This is a genomic window from Gorillibacterium sp. sgz306347, assembly GCF_059735245.1.
In genome coordinates this window covers 33,684-48,887 of the sequence record NZ_JCAPET010000012.1, presented here as the reverse complement: position 1 = coordinate 48,887, position 15,204 = coordinate 33,684, and the positions used below count along the sequence as shown (strand labels likewise).

14 protein-coding genes and 1 riboswitch are annotated in these 15,204 nt (G+C 58.5%); of the genes, 3 read left to right on the top strand and 11 right to left on the bottom strand.

Annotated elements, in window-relative coordinates; all coding sequences use genetic code 11:
- Nucleotides 1–35: 35 nt before the first annotated feature.
- A complete protein-coding gene (gene mobA / locus AC6I6H_RS08795) occupies nucleotides 36–674 on the bottom strand; it encodes a molybdenum cofactor guanylyltransferase (RefSeq protein WP_497953376.1) in 639 nt (212 codons plus the stop codon).
- Between the two features lie 212 nt (nucleotides 675–886).
- On the opposite strand from mobA, the gene AC6I6H_RS08790 reads away from it, so the two are divergent.
- Entirely contained in the window at nucleotides 887–1,597 is a 711-nt protein-coding gene (locus AC6I6H_RS08790) for a Crp/Fnr family transcriptional regulator (RefSeq protein WP_497953437.1), read from the top strand.
- A 1,379-nt stretch (nucleotides 1,598–2,976) separates the two neighbouring features.
- Here AC6I6H_RS08790 and AC6I6H_RS08785 read toward each other — a convergent pair.
- From AC6I6H_RS08785 to AC6I6H_RS08755, 7 genes are all read right to left on the bottom strand, one after another.
- Nucleotides 2,977–4,374: a voltage-gated chloride channel family protein gene (locus tag AC6I6H_RS08785; protein ID WP_497953375.1), complete on the bottom strand. Its 1,398-nt coding sequence runs from the start codon at nucleotides 4,372–4,374 to the stop codon at nucleotides 2,977–2,979.
- Between the two features lie 69 nt (nucleotides 4,375–4,443).
- Nucleotides 4,444–4,503, bottom strand: a riboswitch (Fluoride riboswitch).
- A 79-nt stretch (nucleotides 4,504–4,582) separates the two neighbouring features.
- Nucleotides 4,583–5,419, bottom strand: coding sequence for a formate/nitrite transporter family protein (locus AC6I6H_RS08780; RefSeq protein ID WP_497953374.1), 837 nt, complete (start codon nucleotides 5,417–5,419; stop codon nucleotides 4,583–4,585).
- A gap of 216 nt (nucleotides 5,420–5,635) precedes the next feature.
- Nucleotides 5,636–6,976, bottom strand: a complete 1,341-nt coding sequence (locus AC6I6H_RS08775) for a protoglobin domain-containing protein (RefSeq protein WP_497953373.1) — start codon at nucleotides 6,974–6,976, stop codon at nucleotides 5,636–5,638.
- Nucleotides 6,977–7,124: 148 nt separating this feature from the next.
- The gene (locus tag AC6I6H_RS08770; protein ID WP_497953372.1) at nucleotides 7,125–7,880 is read right to left on the bottom strand and encodes a hypothetical protein; all 756 of its coding nucleotides are present in this window, start codon (nucleotides 7,878–7,880) and stop codon (nucleotides 7,125–7,127) included.
- Entirely contained in the window at nucleotides 7,877–8,488 is a 612-nt protein-coding gene (locus AC6I6H_RS08765) for a hypothetical protein (protein WP_497953371.1), read from the bottom strand. Before AC6I6H_RS08765 ends, AC6I6H_RS08770 begins: the two co-directional genes overlap by 4 nt.
- Nucleotides 8,485–9,600, bottom strand: a complete 1,116-nt coding sequence (pilM, locus tag AC6I6H_RS08760) for a type IV pilus biogenesis protein PilM (protein ID WP_497953370.1) — start codon at nucleotides 9,598–9,600, stop codon at nucleotides 8,485–8,487. The genes AC6I6H_RS08765 and pilM overlap by 4 nt, the downstream gene beginning before the upstream one ends.
- Nucleotides 9,601–9,620: 20 nt before the next feature.
- Entirely contained in the window at nucleotides 9,621–11,573 is a 1,953-nt protein-coding gene (locus tag AC6I6H_RS08755) for a hypothetical protein (protein ID WP_497953369.1), read from the bottom strand.
- 80 nt (nucleotides 11,574–11,653) lie between these two features.
- Between AC6I6H_RS08755 and AC6I6H_RS08750 the strand changes: the two genes are divergently transcribed.
- Both AC6I6H_RS08750 and AC6I6H_RS08745 read left to right on the top strand, forming a co-directional pair.
- Nucleotides 11,654–12,115 carry a prepilin-type N-terminal cleavage/methylation domain-containing protein gene (locus AC6I6H_RS08750; RefSeq protein WP_497953368.1) on the top strand — a complete coding sequence of 154 codons (462 nt, stop codon included), beginning with the start codon at nucleotides 11,654–11,656 and terminating at the stop codon, nucleotides 12,113–12,115.
- A gap of 19 nt (nucleotides 12,116–12,134) precedes the next feature.
- Nucleotides 12,135–12,722, top strand: coding sequence for a type II secretion system protein (locus tag AC6I6H_RS08745; protein WP_497953367.1), 588 nt, complete (start codon nucleotides 12,135–12,137; stop codon nucleotides 12,720–12,722).
- On the opposite strand, the gene AC6I6H_RS08740 is transcribed toward AC6I6H_RS08745, so the two are convergent.
- The 3 genes from AC6I6H_RS08740 to AC6I6H_RS08730 all read right to left on the bottom strand — a co-directional run bounded on the left by AC6I6H_RS08740 (nucleotide 12,717) and on the right by AC6I6H_RS08730 (nucleotide 15,199).
- Nucleotides 12,717–13,415, bottom strand: coding sequence for a prepilin peptidase (locus AC6I6H_RS08740; RefSeq protein ID WP_497953366.1), 699 nt, complete (start codon nucleotides 13,413–13,415; stop codon nucleotides 12,717–12,719). The genes AC6I6H_RS08745 and AC6I6H_RS08740 overlap by 6 nt on opposite strands.
- Nucleotides 13,416–13,509: 94 nt before the next feature.
- Nucleotides 13,510–13,914: a prepilin-type N-terminal cleavage/methylation domain-containing protein gene (locus AC6I6H_RS08735; RefSeq protein ID WP_497953365.1), complete on the bottom strand. Its 405-nt coding sequence runs from the start codon at nucleotides 13,912–13,914 to the stop codon at nucleotides 13,510–13,512.
- A 64-nt stretch (nucleotides 13,915–13,978) separates the two neighbouring features.
- Nucleotides 13,979–15,199 (bottom strand): type II secretion system F family protein, encoded by a 1,221-nt coding sequence (locus AC6I6H_RS08730; protein ID WP_497953364.1) that lies wholly within the window; start codon nucleotides 15,197–15,199, stop codon nucleotides 13,979–13,981.
- Nucleotides 15,200–15,204: the final 5 nt, after the last annotated feature.

Below are 15,204 nucleotides of genomic sequence, written 5' to 3'. Positions count from 1 at the left end.
AAGCGGGACAATTTTGAAAGGGTTTGTGAGCGATATCATACAATTCGCATGTGACCGCCGCCGGCATACTGCAAGGAGTAATTGAGCTGCATCGCCTGGTGATACGTTTCGGTGGTGTTGATGCTGGTTACAAAATGAGTCTCAAGCCCCTGATTTCGGAAAAAGGTCTCATCCGGCATGCCGAGCATCCACTCATTCAGCACATCGCCGAGATCGGAAACGCCTCTTTCAATGGCCCGCCCCACTTGCCGGACGCATTGCTTATGGTAAACGCCGTGGAGAGGATATCGTTCTTCGCCGAATCGGGGAATGATCGCGTCCGTCTCCGCCGTCAATAAGTCGTTCATCAATTTGGCCGCTTTTGCGGACAGAAACGGCATGTCGCCGCCGACCACCCACAGCCGTTCCGAGGTGCTGAGCGACAAGGCGGCATGCATCGCCCCCAGTTGCCCTTTTCCCGGATGGCGGTTCGTGATGATTCGCACGGTGTTGCCGAGAATTGGCAGATACGCTTTGGGCTCATTCGTGACGATGATGACTTCGCGGCAAATGCTCTTCATCATGCGCACCTGTCGCTGCACAAGAATTTCGCCGCAAAACGGAAGCAGCGCCCGAGCGCTTGTGCCTGTTGGCTTGAAGCCCTGTGCTTCGGTCAAAATAACCCCGGATAGCATCGGAGATTCCTCCTTTCTTTCCTTCATCCTTCCCTGAATTATCCTCATTATCCCTGATAAAGATTCTTTATTCTGTAAATTAAATCACAAGAAACTTCCCTCAAAAAATAGATAACGTCAATGATATTCGTCACACAAGAATAGGTTGCGAATGGGATATACTATTGGATAATGGCCTTATTAGGAGGAAAAATCCATTGACAGATATTCCGATGAGCCTTGAGCAGGTTCTGCCGGGTAATACCTCCGTGTTCTCGGAAGATAACCTTAATATCCTCAAGGAAATTATGTATGAACAGAAATTTCCGGCCGGCTCGCACCTGTACTGGGAAGGCGATGCCGCAGACAAACTTTTTTACTTGCGGAGCGGTCGGGTGAAGATAACCAAATCCACCGACGAAGGTAAAGAACTTATTCTGTATATGCATCAAGCCGGCGACATGCTCGGTCAGATCGACCCGTTCCACAACTCCCGCCAGGCATTCAGCGCGACGGCGCTGGAGGACTGCACGGTCGGAACCCTGCAGCAGAGCGACCTGGAAATCCTCATCTGGCAGCACGGGGAGCTTGCGATCGACTTCATGAAATGGATGGGCATGACCCACCGCGTCACCCAAACGAAATTCCGCGACATGGTCATGTACGGAAAACCGGGCGCGCTTTGCTCCACCCTGCTCCGGCTTTCGCACACCTACGGGCGGAGATTGGATGACAACACCGTGCTCATCACGAAAAAGATGACCCACTCGGAGCTGTCCGACATGATCGGCGCCACCCGAGAAAGCGTCAACCGCATGCTGAACGATTTGCGCAAGAAAAACGCCGTCGATTACGACAACGGTTATATTGTGATCAAAGACGAAGTGTTCCTCCAGGGCATTTGCCACTGCGAGTCTTGCCCCCACGACATCTGCCGGGTTTGACGAAAGCGCTCCCCATATTATTGGGTTGGGCAGCGCGTTCGCGTCCGGCATTTCAATCGGGGCCCCATGTGAAAACAGGTACAAAGAATGCGGACCGGGCAACAGGGCTGTGCCTCCAATTGTGGCTAACAATTGGGTACATCGCCCCGCTGTCCGGTCCGCTTTTTCGGCCGCTTGCACCGCCCGCAGAGCTGCGGCCCTGCCCATGCGCGGGAATCGGCCCAATCTGCGCATATGCGAACGCTTGAATGCACACTTAGTGCGAGCTTACATTCTCCCCTTGGCATATTTAACTTTATGGCCACTCTGTCGCGTGTTTGCTCTCCGTTCGCCTGCCGCATGTTGGCTTTCTGCTTGCTATGCCATACGTTTGCTCTTCGCTCGTTCTACTACGTTTGGTCCGCCTGCCGCATGTTGGCTTTCTGCTTGCTCTGCCATACGTTTGCTCTTCGCTCGTTCTACTACGTTTGGTCCGCTACGCATGCTATACTCTGCGCCCACCTTGCTTTCTGCTCGCTCTGCCACGTTTGGCTCTGTGTTTTGCTACGCGGTATATTTGAAGCCAATGTGCGCTCTGCTAGTTAGCTCCGTCGCTGTTTGTGCCTATGCCCAACCTGCCACGTTTGGCTCTATGTCCGCTCTACCGCGTGTTTGTGCTCTACCCGTCTATCGTTTGTTTAGCTCTGTCGCTATTTTTGCCCACTCTGCCACGTTTGGCTTTCTGTCCGCTCAGTCGCGCGTGTTTGTGCCTATGTCCTCTATTGCTTTAGCTTGTTTCAGACTGCTGGTCTTCAGGTTTGTGTCTAGGGAAAGAGCAAGCGTAGAAAAAGGACGGCGTTTGGTCGAAAGGCTCAACACCGATCAGACCTCTCTCTCCCTCCTTGCCAAGCACGACCGAGCCGGTGAAGGGAGGATTGCTGCAAATATGCATCATTTCGATGCCCACAAGGTGGAGTACGGCGGATAATGCTGCGTTTCTGCATCATTCTCAGCCTCTTGGAGGAATTCCGGCTTCAAACTTCGAAAAAATCATGCATATTCGCAGCATTTTCGTAAATATGAACGGATGCTCCAAATAATGCTGCATTTTTGCAGGATTATGCGGGTCGCTTCGAATGTGTACCTGCCCGGAGCGTGACCTCACTAATGGCCTAAACTGTTCTCCGTTTCGGAAACGCAGCCAAGAATCCTTTCTTAATCGTGACAGAAGCTGCGCCATTAAGGGGTGTGTTCGACTGGCGGAACCGCGCCGCCCCACCTTCTCTCGCGTTACTTCGGCGCTTTACGAACAGTCGTCGCGCTCCTCACTCGGCTCGTCCGCCCGCGCCCGCGCCTGCTCCGCCTGCCCGCTCGCTTGCCTGCTCGCTTACCTGCTCGCTTCACTCACTCGGCTCGTCCACCCGCGCCCGCGCCCGCTCCGCTTGCCCCGCTCGCTTGCCTGCTCGCTTCACTTGCTCGGCTCGCTTACCCGCTCGCTTCGCTACTTTGAACGCGGCCAAAGTGGTGCCTTCGGTCACCCGAACCAAGGGCCACTTCGGCAAAGAGATCCTTTGGGACGCATAGATGCCCGTGTGGCCGGAAAACAGGTAGCTGACCAGGCAAACAAGAAATAGGTATACCGCCCCGTCCGCCCCAAAAAGTTCAATGCCCATAATAAAACAAGCCAGCGGCGTATTGACCGCGCCGCAGAATACGGCGATGAACCCGAGCGCGGCCAAAAAGGCGACCGGAAGCCCGAGAAAGCCGGACAAGCCGCTGCCCAGCGTGGAGCCGATGGCGAAGAGAGGCGTCACCTCGCCTCCCTGAAAGCCCGTTCCAAGCGTCACCGAAGTGAACAGCAGCTTTCCCAAAAACGCAAACGGCGAAGCCTCCTCGCGAAAAGAATCCTGAATGAGCGAAATGCCGAGCCCGAGGTAATCCCGGCTGCCGATCAGATAGACCAGGGCGATGATCAGCAAGCCGCCCGCGGCGCTTTTGAGCATCGGGTTCGGAACCCGGCGTGCAAACCAGGCCTTGAGAAAATGCGTCAGCTCGCTGAACAGCCGGCTGACCAGCCCGAACAGCGCCGCGGCCAGCAAAACCTTGGCCAGCACCCCAAAGGCCATCGCGGGCACTTCGCCCATGTAATAATGGAGGTGATGCACCTTCCAGACCGAGCCCGTCACCACATGGCCGACAAAGGCGGCGACAAAGGCGGGGATCAGCGCCTCGTACGAAAGCAGGCCGATGGCGAGCACTTCGAGGCCGAACACCGTTCCGGCCAGCGGGGTGCCGAAGATCGAGCCGAAGCCCCCGCTGATGCCGCAAATGAGCAGGAGCCGTTTGTCTGCTTCATCCACCTTCAGCACGCGGCCAAGCCACTCGGACAGGCTGCCGCCCATCTGCACGGCTGTTCCCTCCCGGCCGGCCGAACCGCCGAACAAGTGGGTCACCAGCGTCCCGAACAGCACGAGCGGCGCCATAAGGAGAGGAACGCCCTCTTTTCGCTCATGAATCTGTTCCAGAATCAGATTGTTGCCTTTTGCACTGTTCCCGCCGATCTTCCAATACAAGAAGCTGACCAGCGCACCGCCGGCCGGCAGGAAAAACAGAAGCCAGGGGTTCCCCTCCCGAAGGCCCGTCACGTAATCGAGTCCAGTCAGGAACAAGGCCGACGCCGATCCGGCAAGAACCCCCGTTAAACCGCCCAATACGATCCATTTGCACAAAACCGCAACAATCCCAAACGGTGCCCAGCGTTCCGTATAATGCGTCACTGCCGCCCGAAGCCTGTCCATGCCATCACAAACCTTTCTTTCCCCGTTAGCTTCTCCAAAAAACAAACAGACCCCTACCAGTGAAAAGGTTCCCTGGTAGGAGTCATCAGCCGTTCGGCGGTTAAGGCGAACTCCATCGCCTGTTCAAGGTGAATCCATCATAGGGGAACACTCCCCGATTCGTCAAGACGGTTCTCTGAAAAACCGGAATTCCCGGGGCCAAGCCTCATTAAGCGTGTTTGACCGCCACATCGGCTTCCGGAGCGGCCGAAGCCGCGTTTTTGCTGCGCCGTTTGTTGGCGAGCGGCGAAATGAGCCAGTAAGCGGTCCCCACGAACAGCCCGCCGCCGACGATGTTGCCCAGCGTAACCGGGATCAGGTTGTGGAACATGCCCGCCAGCGTAATGTCGGCCGGGTGATCGAGCATGAGAGCGAGCGACAGCGTGGTCATGTTGGCAATGCTGTGTTCAAAGCCGGACGAGATGAAGGCGAACAGGCACCAGAAAATGAGAATCAGCTTGCCGCTTTCGCTTTTGGCGCGGTGCGACGTCCAGATGGCGAGGCAAACCAGCCAGTTGCAAAGGATGCCGCGGAAAAAGAGTTCGCTGTAAGGAAGCGACATTTTTTTGTGAGCCAGCACCATCAATTGGTGCTCCGCCGGGATGCCTTTGAAAATACCGGCACCGAACACCAGAGCGGCAAAAATAAACGCCCCGATAAAGTTTCCAATCCAGCACCAGGACCAGTTCTTCAATGTATCTTTAAGGGAAGTTGCGCCCGAATAGCTGCTGATGGCAAACGCCATGTTGTTGCCCGTAAACAGCTCCGCGCCCGCAAACACGACCAGGGTCAGGGCGATGCCGAAGGAAAGGCCCATGATCAGCGCCGTAAACGGGGAATGCACGGCATAAAGCGGTGCTGAAACGGAAAACATCAGCACCACGGCGATGCCGACATAGGCGCCCGCAAGCCCGGAGGATATCAAATAGCGAAACGGATGGGAGTCGAGAAGCTTTTTCTTTTTGAGCGCATACTCGACCATGTGTTCATTTGATTCGGTGAACATTTCTCTTCATCTCCATGTGTTCGTTTTGGCCTTCTCCAGTATAGAAAAAGAACCCCTCCTTCTGATGTGAATTAAATCACATATATGCGATTGATCCCTTTTCCCGCGCAAAAAAGAGAAGAGCCGCCGCTCTTCCCTTTTTAAAGACTTTTCATAAAAAGCCTTCTTTTCTATTCGGTTTTTGCCGCTATGAAAGGCATTTTGGAATGATTTTCTTCACAACTCCAGCGTAGTGGCGTTCAGGCTTTCCGCCGAAGTCGCCACCCGGTAAGAGGCCTGTCCGATCTCGTCAATGATGCCGACGAGCGTTTCCATGTCCCGCTTCACCCGGTCCGCCGAACGAAGGCTGTTTTCCATCGAGGCCACGATGTCGGCGAAAACTCCTTCCGCCCGGGAGGACTCCTCTTCGCCCGATTCCACCATTGTCCTCGTTCGGGTGATGGCCTCCACTACGCTGCCGGTGTACTTGGCCGTTTCCGACACGAGCCCGCTGATTTGGGCGACCGCCTGGCGGGTATCCCCGGCGAGCTTCTGGACTTCTCCGGCCACCACGGCGAAGCCGCGGCCGTGCTCGCCCGCCCGCGCCGCTTCAATGGAAGCGTTCAGGGCCAGCAGCTTGGTTTGCTCGGCAATGTCGCGGACGATCAGGATGATCGACTGGATCTGCCCGGACGACTTGTCGAGCTGCCGGACTGTGCCCTCCATATGGTCCGCGCTCTCGCGGATCGAGGCAACCCGCCCGCCAAGCGCACGCAGCCCTTCCTGTCCGTCTTCCGCCAGCCGGCGGGTATCCTTGGACTGGGAGACGCTGTCCGCCAGCGACCGGTTTACTTCCACGCTGGTGCTCACCAACTCCTGCACCGAAGCGCTCGTTTCTTCGGTCAAAGCCGCCAACTCGGTGCTGATGAGGGAAAGCTTGCTTTTCAGTTCTTCCTTGACTTTCTCGTACTGCTGCTCCCGCTCGCGGAGATGCTCAAGTTCGTAAGCATCCAACACAATCTGCTGCTCGAAGTTGAACATTTTGCCGATGGTCCGGCTTGCCCTCCTGCTGTCCTCCGGGTTCGCCAGTTCCGCGTTCAGGAGGTCGAGAAACGAATTTTGCAGCTTCTGAAAAGCGGCCATATACCATTTGGATTCCAGCCCGATGCGGTTGTGGACCATGGCGATGCGTAGCCGCTTTTGAATAAAGGCTTCGTCAATCCGGCCTTCCATAATTTCAAGCAGATGCTGGCGCATCGTTCCCTTCAGCCGGTCGACCGTACTGTGACGGTAAATGATTTCGTTCATTTTCGGGATGGAGGAAAGCGCATCGTAGTAATCGTCCACCAGTTCGTCCAAATGGGCTTCGAGGATCGGGCGTACGATCCGAAGCACCTCCATGTCCTCTTCCGTCAGGGTTATCAGTTGAAGGCGGGCTTTCATATCCGCGTCAAAGCCTTGGTGAATGCTGTCGGGAGCGCCGGAGCCGGAACCGTGAAAAAGGGAAGGCCGGGGGCGGTCGGTCTCCGTTTCGCTTATTTTTTTCAGCGCTTGCAGCCAGTTGGGTTTGCCATTCATCGCTGTTCTCCCCTATCCGCCCGTTCGGGCCTGCCGTTTGATGCGGCACTACCTAAGTATCGGACTTTTGGCCCTCTTTTTGAAGGGATTTGTCGAATTTTTGTCATAATATTTTCTGAAAAAGGAAAATAAACAATAATTGGTTATCTTATGATCCATCCGCCGACAAACCGGCTTCAAACCCCGGCGGAAGCGCGTAAGCACGGAACCCGAGGGTGAGGGAATACGCCGGGGCGCCGTTCCGCCACTGCGGCAGACGCTGGAGCAGGGCGGACGCATCGGCGGTTGCGGCTGTGTCCATCTCACGGAGGGAGACCGTATCCACGGCAAACAGCCGGTCCGTTCCGCTCATCGCATCCGTATAAGCAAGAAGCGACTCCAGATCTCCGTACAGCACGGCGCTGAACGTATAGGCTTGCAGCCCGGCCCCGCCGGCCGCGGGCACGGCATCGGCTGCAGTGTTGGACTGCCCTTCCCCTGGCGTACCGCCCGGGTCGCTCCCGTCCGCCGGAGCGGCAGGGGCGGCCCCGGCGCTCCCTCCGGCCGCGGCATCTGCCGGCGCCTGGCTAAGCTTGCCCAGCACCACGCCGGCTTCGTCGGCCGTCCGGCCGACCACGGACGCGATGTCCGCAAGCTCCGGCCGCACCGGCAGCGCAGCGAGCAAGCGGGCGACCTCGTCATCCTTTGCCTGCTCCACCAGCGGCAAAGCTTGCAGGGCCGCAAGCTCTGTGCGCCGGGCGGCTAGCTGATCCCCGGTTTCCCGCGCATCCTTCCAGGCCGGAAGCAGATAAAAGATGAAAACCAGCGCATTGGCCAGCACAACCGCCATGATGACGGAAGCGGTCAATACGGCGGCTTTATTATATTCCCGGCGGTAAATTCCTCTGCCTGTCGGCACGTTCATGACGGTTCCTCCGTTCCGGCGGCAGCCGTATCGGACGGCAGTCGAATCTCCAGCTGCAGCGTATAAATTTCCAGCCCGCCTTGTCCGAATGCGCCGCCGGCGGACAAAGCGTCCGCTTCGCTTTGCTCCCGCAGCACCTTATGCTCGGTTACCGTGAGGGTCATATCCCGAAAGGCCGGCACCTTTTCCAGCTCGGCAATGACGTCGGTCAGCTGGTCGCGTGTGCGGACAACGGCGTTCACGGTGAGCACCCGCCCGCCGGAAAGCTCCAGATCGCCCAATTGCCCACGCGCCGATAAGGCATCAAGCACCGTCCGGATGACCGGCACCCAATCGGGCCGTTCCTCTTTGATCCGCTCCAGCAGGGCGATACCTTGCTGGTAAAGGGAGGTCCGGTCGTCCATGGTTGTTTTCCGGGTCCAGTCCCGGACGTCCGCCATTGCGTGCTGCAGCTCGGCTTCCGCGGCGGCACGGTTTACCATCGCCAGATGAGAACCGAGGAACTGGCCTGCCAGCAGCAGCACGCCGAGCGCCGCCGCCAGCAGGAGCACAAAATCGCGGCGGCGGACCAGAAAAGGGACGCGCGGCAGCAGATTGATCGGCTTCATGCTTCATCCCCCCTGAGCGCAAGGCCAACCGGAACGGCAAAGGCCGCCAGGCCGCCGGGCAGCGCCGCGCCCGTCAATCCGTCCGATCCGGCGTTGACGGAAAGGACCTTTTGGCCGGTCTGCTCCGTCAAATACTCCGCCAGCCTGTCCATCCGGTCCAGGCTTCCCGCGAGGACAATGAGGGACAGCTCCGTGTTGCGATGCTCCAGCGAATACCGGTAGAAATTCGTCAGCCGCTCAAATTCGGAGACGATGTCCTGGCAGGCGGCTTCAAACGCCTGCTCCGGATTAAAGGCGCCCAGGGAATAGCTGGACGTTCCCGTAAAGGTCTCTTCTTCGGTCAATCCCGGCCCAAAGCGGACGTCAACGTTTCGGGTGATGCGAAAGACACCCCGGTCCACGATGGTAATATCGCAGTTTGTCTCGTTGACGTCGATCATTACCCAGGAAGACGCTTCGAGCGGCAGGCAGCGCTGCTGCAGCCGAAGCAGCGAGAACGCCTTGATCTCGAAGCTGACCGGACGAAGCTTCAGGTTTTGGAACAGGCGGACATACTCTTCCAGCATTTCCGCAGGGGCCGCGGCGACAAGCACCTCACCCAGCCCTTCGTCTCCCCCGTCGGCGGCGGCGGCCGCTTCCCGGGCGGCCTCCCGGCCCTCGGCCAACCCTCCCGCCGCACCGGCCGCCCTGCGGGCCGGAGCCGCGGAAGCAGGAGGAATCCGCGTATAAGAGTAATGAGGCCGTTCGAACGGCAGGCTCACCTGGTGGGTCAGCTCATAGCGGACCAGCTTGTCGAGCTGCTTGTCCGGAACGTCCGGAAGCTTGATGATTTTGACCAGCACGGTTTGGCTGGGGATTGCCAGATGCACCCGGCGGCTCGTCCATTTGTAAGCGGCAAGCAGATCCCGGAGCGCCGCCTCCAGCGCGGCCGGGTTTTCCACGCGCCCATCGTTTATCGTGCCGGGCGGCAGCGTCTCCGCCGCCGCCTGAACAACGCGGATCCGGTTTCCGGGCTCCGCCGCCAGCTCGCAAAGCTTGACCTGGGTATCGGTCAGCTCCATGCCAATGGCCGTTTTTGCGGGCTTTATTTTGCTCCATAACGACTCTTTCATCGCTGTTTCCTCCTGCCGCCTCATGGTGTGCCGTAATGGGCGCTTGAACTCCATTTGGTTCCGATCTTCGTCACCGTGATCACTTTCACGATCGTTTTGGTTGTGCTGGGCGGATTGTGATGGATCTTGAGGTACTTCGTTCCCGAGCTCCAGCTCTCACCGTACCAGTTGGCAAACGACGTCTGCCCGCCCGCGTAAAAACCGCCGAAGGTAATGCCGTCCTGGATGTTGTTGAGGATGGAGATGTCATTCAAGGCGGCGAACATGCCGTTTATCTTGATTCCGCTGCGCAGCTCCGCATTATCCGCCACCGCGATGCTTCCTCCGCTGATAACGTCTTTGCCCGTCTCCAGACGGTTGACGTAATTGTTGAAGCGAATGTCGCCGGCCGCCGCCATCGCTCCGCCGATCCGCAGGTCGTGGATGTCCATAAAGCTGATGCCGGACCGGGAGATCAGATCGCCGCGAATGATCACGTCCTGTTTGAAGGAGTTTGTAAATTCCACCGGCCCTTTGGAGAGAATGGAGCCGCCGACCTCAAGCTTTTTCTCGACCGTGTTCTCGTACCGGATGCCGCTCCCCGTGTAAATGCTGCCTCCGACGATCAGATATTGCGTCGTCCTCACCGCCAGCCGGCCTTCGGCGTAAAGGTCTCCTCCGATGGACCAATTGTCCAGCGTGTCGACAAAAGTGACGTCGCCTCCCGCCGTAAAATTGCCGCCGAGCGTAAACGCCTTGATCTGGTTGACGGAAAAGCTGCGGCAGCTGAAGCTCCCTGTCGCGCGAAGGCTATCCGCCGTGCTTGATTTGAAGCCGCCTGCAGCGATAATCGGGCTCCGTTCGCCGGCCGCCGGCTTTCCGTCCGCCGTCCACGCCCCGGCCGAGATGCTGCCCACGGTGGCAAAGCTCATGAAACCGCCGCTCGAAATCGCCCCGTCCGCCTGAAGCCGCGTTAAATTGCCGTTCACCTTGAGGTCTCCCCCGACGATAATGTCGCCATGAACAACCAGACTTCTTACCGAGCCGCCGAAGGTCAGATTTCCGTTGACGATCAAATCGCCGTCAATGATGACGTCCGCAGTATATTCGCTGTTGAAATTCGCATCTCCGCCCACTCGAAGATCGCCCGTAAAATGCAGCGGCTGAGCCGACCCGTTTGCCGTCAAGTCGTGTTTGACCGTCTGCGGTCCGTAGACAAGGGGATTCGACGGCCAAGCCGGAATCGTAAGAGACTCAACCACCGTCCCGCCCCCGCCCGCAGGCGGCCCCGGCACCGGAAGCGCCGGGAGCAGACCCGGATGCTGCGCATACCGTTCCTCGAAGTCGTCCATATACTTTGTATTCATATACTCGTTGAATTCGGCCGTGTATTTCGCTCTAGGGTACGCGTTGCTGATGAACTGCTCGTTCAGCGCCTGGCCGCCGGACTGCGTGTACAGGTAATTGTAATTGGGCTTGTTGATGACCACGCCGTGCTTGTTGTAAAAGGCGTCGCCCTCTGTCGTGGTGACCGTTTCCGTGGTGGTGGTCGTCGTTTTGCCGAAGCCGAGGTCAAGCGAACGCCCCCGCTTTTGCGGCCCCGTCCCGCTCAGCGACGTAAAGCGAATCGCCGACAGCTCTCCGGCTCCGGCCGCCCGGGCCGCCGCCTCCGGGGCTCCGTAAAGCGGCGTCACGGTTAAAGCGGGAAACAGACGGGCCCCATTCAGACTGGCGGCGAGTTGGGCGGCATCGGCATCGTCCAGGAAGCCGCCGGCCGCTTCCTGCGCGCGGGCCGCCTCGTCAAACAGCCGTTTGTACACCGCAGCGGCCGATTCCGCTTCCGAAAAAGCCGCTTCCGCATGCCCGTCGGCCGATGCCTGCAGCAGGCCCATATTCAGGTTCATTGCCAGCGGAGTGATCAGCAGCGCAAGTACCAGGACAAAGCCGAGCACAAGTACCAGCGTTCCGCCCCGGTTCGATTGCAGCTTTTTCAACGCCGTTTCCCCCTTTCCAAGCTTGCCGGAATCCACTATAGTAGGGCCATAAGACTATTTCCGGTAAAGCGGGTTTTCCTATGAAAAATAAAAGAGGCATCACCTTGATTGAAGTGCTCGCTTCCGTCACAATTCTTGCCGTGGCCGTTTTGGCGGCCGTTTACGTATTGCAGCAAACCTCCTGGTTTTCCAAGCAAAACAACGACAAGGAAGCCAATCTGCTGCTGGCAAGAACCGTCATGGAAGAGATCAAAGCCAATCTCAAAACGGAGGATACCGTTCAGCTGTTCGGGCAGACCGTTGCCATCCGCCCTTTGCGGGAGATTCCCCCGGCCGCGCTTCCGGCGTTTTACACCGCCTCCGACCAAAAGGTCAAAGTGGAGGTGCGCAGCCTGAATCCGCCCGCAACGGCGAACGAAAACGTAACGATCAAAGGCGTATCCTACAACATTAATCAATACTTCCGGCTGATCGAGGTCACCTGCACCCGGATGCAGACCGGCAAAAGCTATACCTTACAGGCTTACATCGAATACCGGTAGCCGGAAAGGAGGCGAAAGCATGCGGATGAGACGAAAAGAAAAACTGGACCCGACTGCCCCCGGTCCGGCTTCGGAATGCCCGGCGGCTGAAGGTGCGTCGGCCGTCAAGGCTCAGGTTTCGGACCTGACCCCTCCTCGCAACCTGCGGCCCCGGCAGCGCGGCATAACCGTTGTCGAAGCGCTGGCGGTGCTTGTGATCATGGGGCTTGTCGTCGGCGGAGTGTTCTATGTTCTCAACCAGACGCATACCGGCGTTTCCCGCATCACCGCGCGCGAGAATACAATGCGTGAATCGCGGGACATTCTGAACCATATGGTCAACGCGGTGCGACGTGCCAGCGCTTCCGCCTCGCAAAACGGCGCGGACAAGCTGGTGCTGGTTTACGGCGAGGGCGATTCGGCCACCTATACCTTCGCTTCCTCCGAGCACCGGCTTTCCGCTACCCGCGAGCGGGACGGAAGCGTGTCGACGCAGGTCCTTTCCGAAAAAGTGGACAACCTCGACGTCGTCCTTCTAGGCGATAAAATCACCATCACACTGACGATGCAAATCGGAGACGGCCGGACCGAAACGGTTTCCACCAGCGTATTTCTGCCGAGGCTATAGCAAAATCAGCTTCAGGTAAGCATCTGTCAGAGCGTCCCCCCAGCAGTACGCCAGCCAGGCGCCGGCTGCGATAAACGGCCCGAACGGCAGCGCCTCTCCTCTCCGCCCGGGGCGGGCAGCCTGCACCGGCAGCATCACCAGCAAGCCGATCACACTTGCCAGAAACAGGCTGAGCACCGTCAGCTTGAGGCCGAGCGCAAGGCCGATAAAGACATAGAGCTTGATGTCTCCCCCGCCCATCGCCTCTTTCCCCAACAGCTTCTCGAAACCGACACCCACCAGGAGCAAAAACCCGCTGCAAATAAAAGCCGCCACCGCGTAGTTCCACACCGGAAGCGGATGAACGAAAAGGCGGAGCAGCAGCATGGCCGCCGCTCCCCCAACTGCCAGTTCGTTTGGAATGATCATTTCCGCCAGATCGGTTTGCACGATCACGTAAAGCACGGCAGCCAGCAGGACGGCCGCCGCGAGCTCCGCGTTCCAGCCAATGGCGCGGAAGGTAAGCGGAAGCACGGCTGCGAGCGCAAGAGCGCCAAACAGGTAGCGGCGCGGATGCAGGTAAGCCGATGTCATCCGCACGCTCCGCTCTTTTTGGAGCGGCGGCTGGTCCAGAAACCGTTCGGACAGCTTGTTCAGCAACCCGGCTGAGAGAAAACCGATGAAAGCGGGGATCAGCCACGCCGCAACCGCCATGTTCGTGCCCGCCCTTCCGCAAGGTGAAATGGCGGCGGCCGGTCGGCCGCCCCCATTCATCGTGGATTGTTAGTCCGCTTGATTTAGCGTTTCGTTAGTCGGTTAAGTCGTTATCCGCCGATAACGCAGTTGCTCCTGCCGCATCGGAGCATAGAACAATAGCCACTACGCCATTCGTCACAGTAAAGCGAACGCTGTTCACTGCACGAGCGGCGTTATTCCACGTTGTCGGCGCGGTGGTCAAATAACCTGCCGCCACCAATTGTGCGGGTGTTCGAGTAGCGTTTGCGGCAAGTTCAGTTTCCACAGCAAAGCGGGTGGCCGCTTCCTTGATCAAAACCTGATTCGACCGGTCGGCGTTTGTTCTCGCGTTGGCGATTGAGTTGCTTACCGCGGGAATGGCGATGGCGGCGATGATTCCGATGATGACGATGACCGCGATGAGTTCAATCAGCGTAAGTCCTTTTTTGCTGCGCAGTTTTCCCATGGTTTGTTCCATAATTCTTCCCCCTGTGATGGTTTTTTGGGTTGGCCTCCGAGCGGCCGGGAACGATAGCGGCGGGTCAGTAGTTCAGGTTCTGCATTATTTTAAACGTCGGGGTCATGACCGCAAGAACGATGACGCCGACGACAGCAGCGATAATCAGAATCATAAGCGGCTCCAGGAGCGATTTCAGGCGGTCCGCCATCGCATCCACATCCGCTTCGTAAAAGTCGGCCACCTTTTCCAGCATGCCGTCCAGCGAGCCGGTCTGCTCGCCGACGGCGATCATCCGCACCACCATCGGCGGAAAAAGCTTGCTGCGCGCGAGCGGCGCCGACATGGACTCGCCCCGCAAAATGTCCTCGCGAAGCCCGCGGATCACCTTTCCGATCGCTTCGTTCGCCACGACCTCGGAAACGAGCGTCAGCGCCTCCATCAGCGGAATGGCCGCCGCAAACAGCGAAGCGAACGTGCGGCTGAAGCGGGCCATCGCCTGCTTGTGCCACAGCTTGCCGAAGACCGGCATCCGCAGCTTCAGCCCGTCCAGGGCTTCCCGCCCGGCGGCCGACCGCCTGAGCAAAGCCGCGAGCAGCCGAGGGACGAACAGCGCCGCGATCACCAGGTACCAGTAGCGCTGCATAAACGCGCTCACGTTCATGACGATCCGGGTGGCAAGCGGCAGCTCGATGTTCATGGAAGCAAAGCTCTCCACAAACTTCGGAATGACAAAGATCATCATGAAGGTAACGGCCGCAACCGTCAGCACGGCCATGATCGCCGGATACACCATCGCCGACTGGACCTTTCGCCTTGTGTTGTGCTCCTTCTCGTAAAAGACCGCCAGCCGCTCCAGCATGCCGTCGAGGTTGCCGCCCGCTTCGCCCGCCCGGACCATGTTGACGAAGATCGGTCCGAACACCTTCGGGTGCGCGGCTGCCGCCGACGAAAGCTGGGCGCCGTCGCGCATCTCGGCGGTGACGCCGGCCAGCACTTCGCGGAACGCTTTGGTCGGCGCCAGCTCGGCCAGCATGCCGACGGCATCCACAATGGAAATGCCCGATTTGTACATGGTCGCCAGCTGCCGGCAAAACACCGTAAAGTGCTCCAGCTTCACTTTGCTTCCGCCGACCGACAGGTCAAAGTCCCGGGTCAAAAGGCTGTCGTTACGGTCGGCCAGGCGGATGATCCAGAGCCCGCGCGCTTTCAATTCCTCTGCGGCCTGCTCCAGGGTTGCTTTTTCCAGTACGCCGGAAAACGATTTGCCCGCCGCGTTGACTGCCTTGTAGCTGTATTTGGGCATCGCCG

What these genes read in the sequence shown, in the direction of transcription:
- AC6I6H_RS08780 (WP_497953374.1), bottom strand. Translation starts at nt 5,419, where the DNA reads ATGTTCACCGAATCAAATGAACACATGGTCGAGTATGCGCTCAAAAAG.
- AC6I6H_RS08730 (WP_497953364.1), bottom strand. Translation starts at nt 15,199, where the DNA reads ATGCCCAAATACAGCTACAAGGCAGTCAACGCGGCGGGCAAATCGTTT.
- AC6I6H_RS08775 (WP_497953373.1), bottom strand. Translation starts at nt 6,976, where the DNA reads ATGAATGGCAAACCCAACTGGCTGCAAGCGCTGAAAAAAATAAGCGAA.
- AC6I6H_RS08785 (WP_497953375.1), bottom strand. Translation starts at nt 4,374, where the DNA reads ATGGACAGGCTTCGGGCGGCAGTGACGCATTATACGGAACGCTGGGCA.
- AC6I6H_RS08735 (WP_497953365.1), bottom strand. Translation starts at nt 13,914, where the DNA reads ATGGAACAAACCATGGGAAAACTGCGCAGCAAAAAAGGACTTACGCTG.
- AC6I6H_RS08740 (WP_497953366.1), bottom strand. Translation starts at nt 13,415, where the DNA reads ATGGCGGTTGCGGCGTGGCTGATCCCCGCTTTCATCGGTTTTCTCTCA.
- mobA (WP_497953376.1), bottom strand. Translation starts at nt 674, where the DNA reads ATGCTATCCGGGGTTATTTTGACCGAAGCACAGGGCTTCAAGCCAACA.
- AC6I6H_RS08770 (WP_497953372.1), bottom strand. Translation starts at nt 7,880, where the DNA reads ATGAACGTGCCGACAGGCAGAGGAATTTACCGCCGGGAATATAATAAA.
- AC6I6H_RS08745 (WP_497953367.1), top strand. Translation starts at nt 12,135, where the DNA reads ATGCGGATGAGACGAAAAGAAAAACTGGACCCGACTGCCCCCGGTCCG.
- AC6I6H_RS08790 (WP_497953437.1), top strand. Translation starts at nt 887, where the DNA reads ATGAGCCTTGAGCAGGTTCTGCCGGGTAATACCTCCGTGTTCTCGGAA.
- pilM (WP_497953370.1), bottom strand. Translation starts at nt 9,600, where the DNA reads ATGAAAGAGTCGTTATGGAGCAAAATAAAGCCCGCAAAAACGGCCATT.
- AC6I6H_RS08765 (WP_497953371.1), bottom strand. Translation starts at nt 8,488, where the DNA reads ATGAAGCCGATCAATCTGCTGCCGCGCGTCCCTTTTCTGGTCCGCCGC.
- AC6I6H_RS08750 (WP_497953368.1), top strand. Translation starts at nt 11,654, where the DNA reads ATGAAAAATAAAAGAGGCATCACCTTGATTGAAGTGCTCGCTTCCGTC.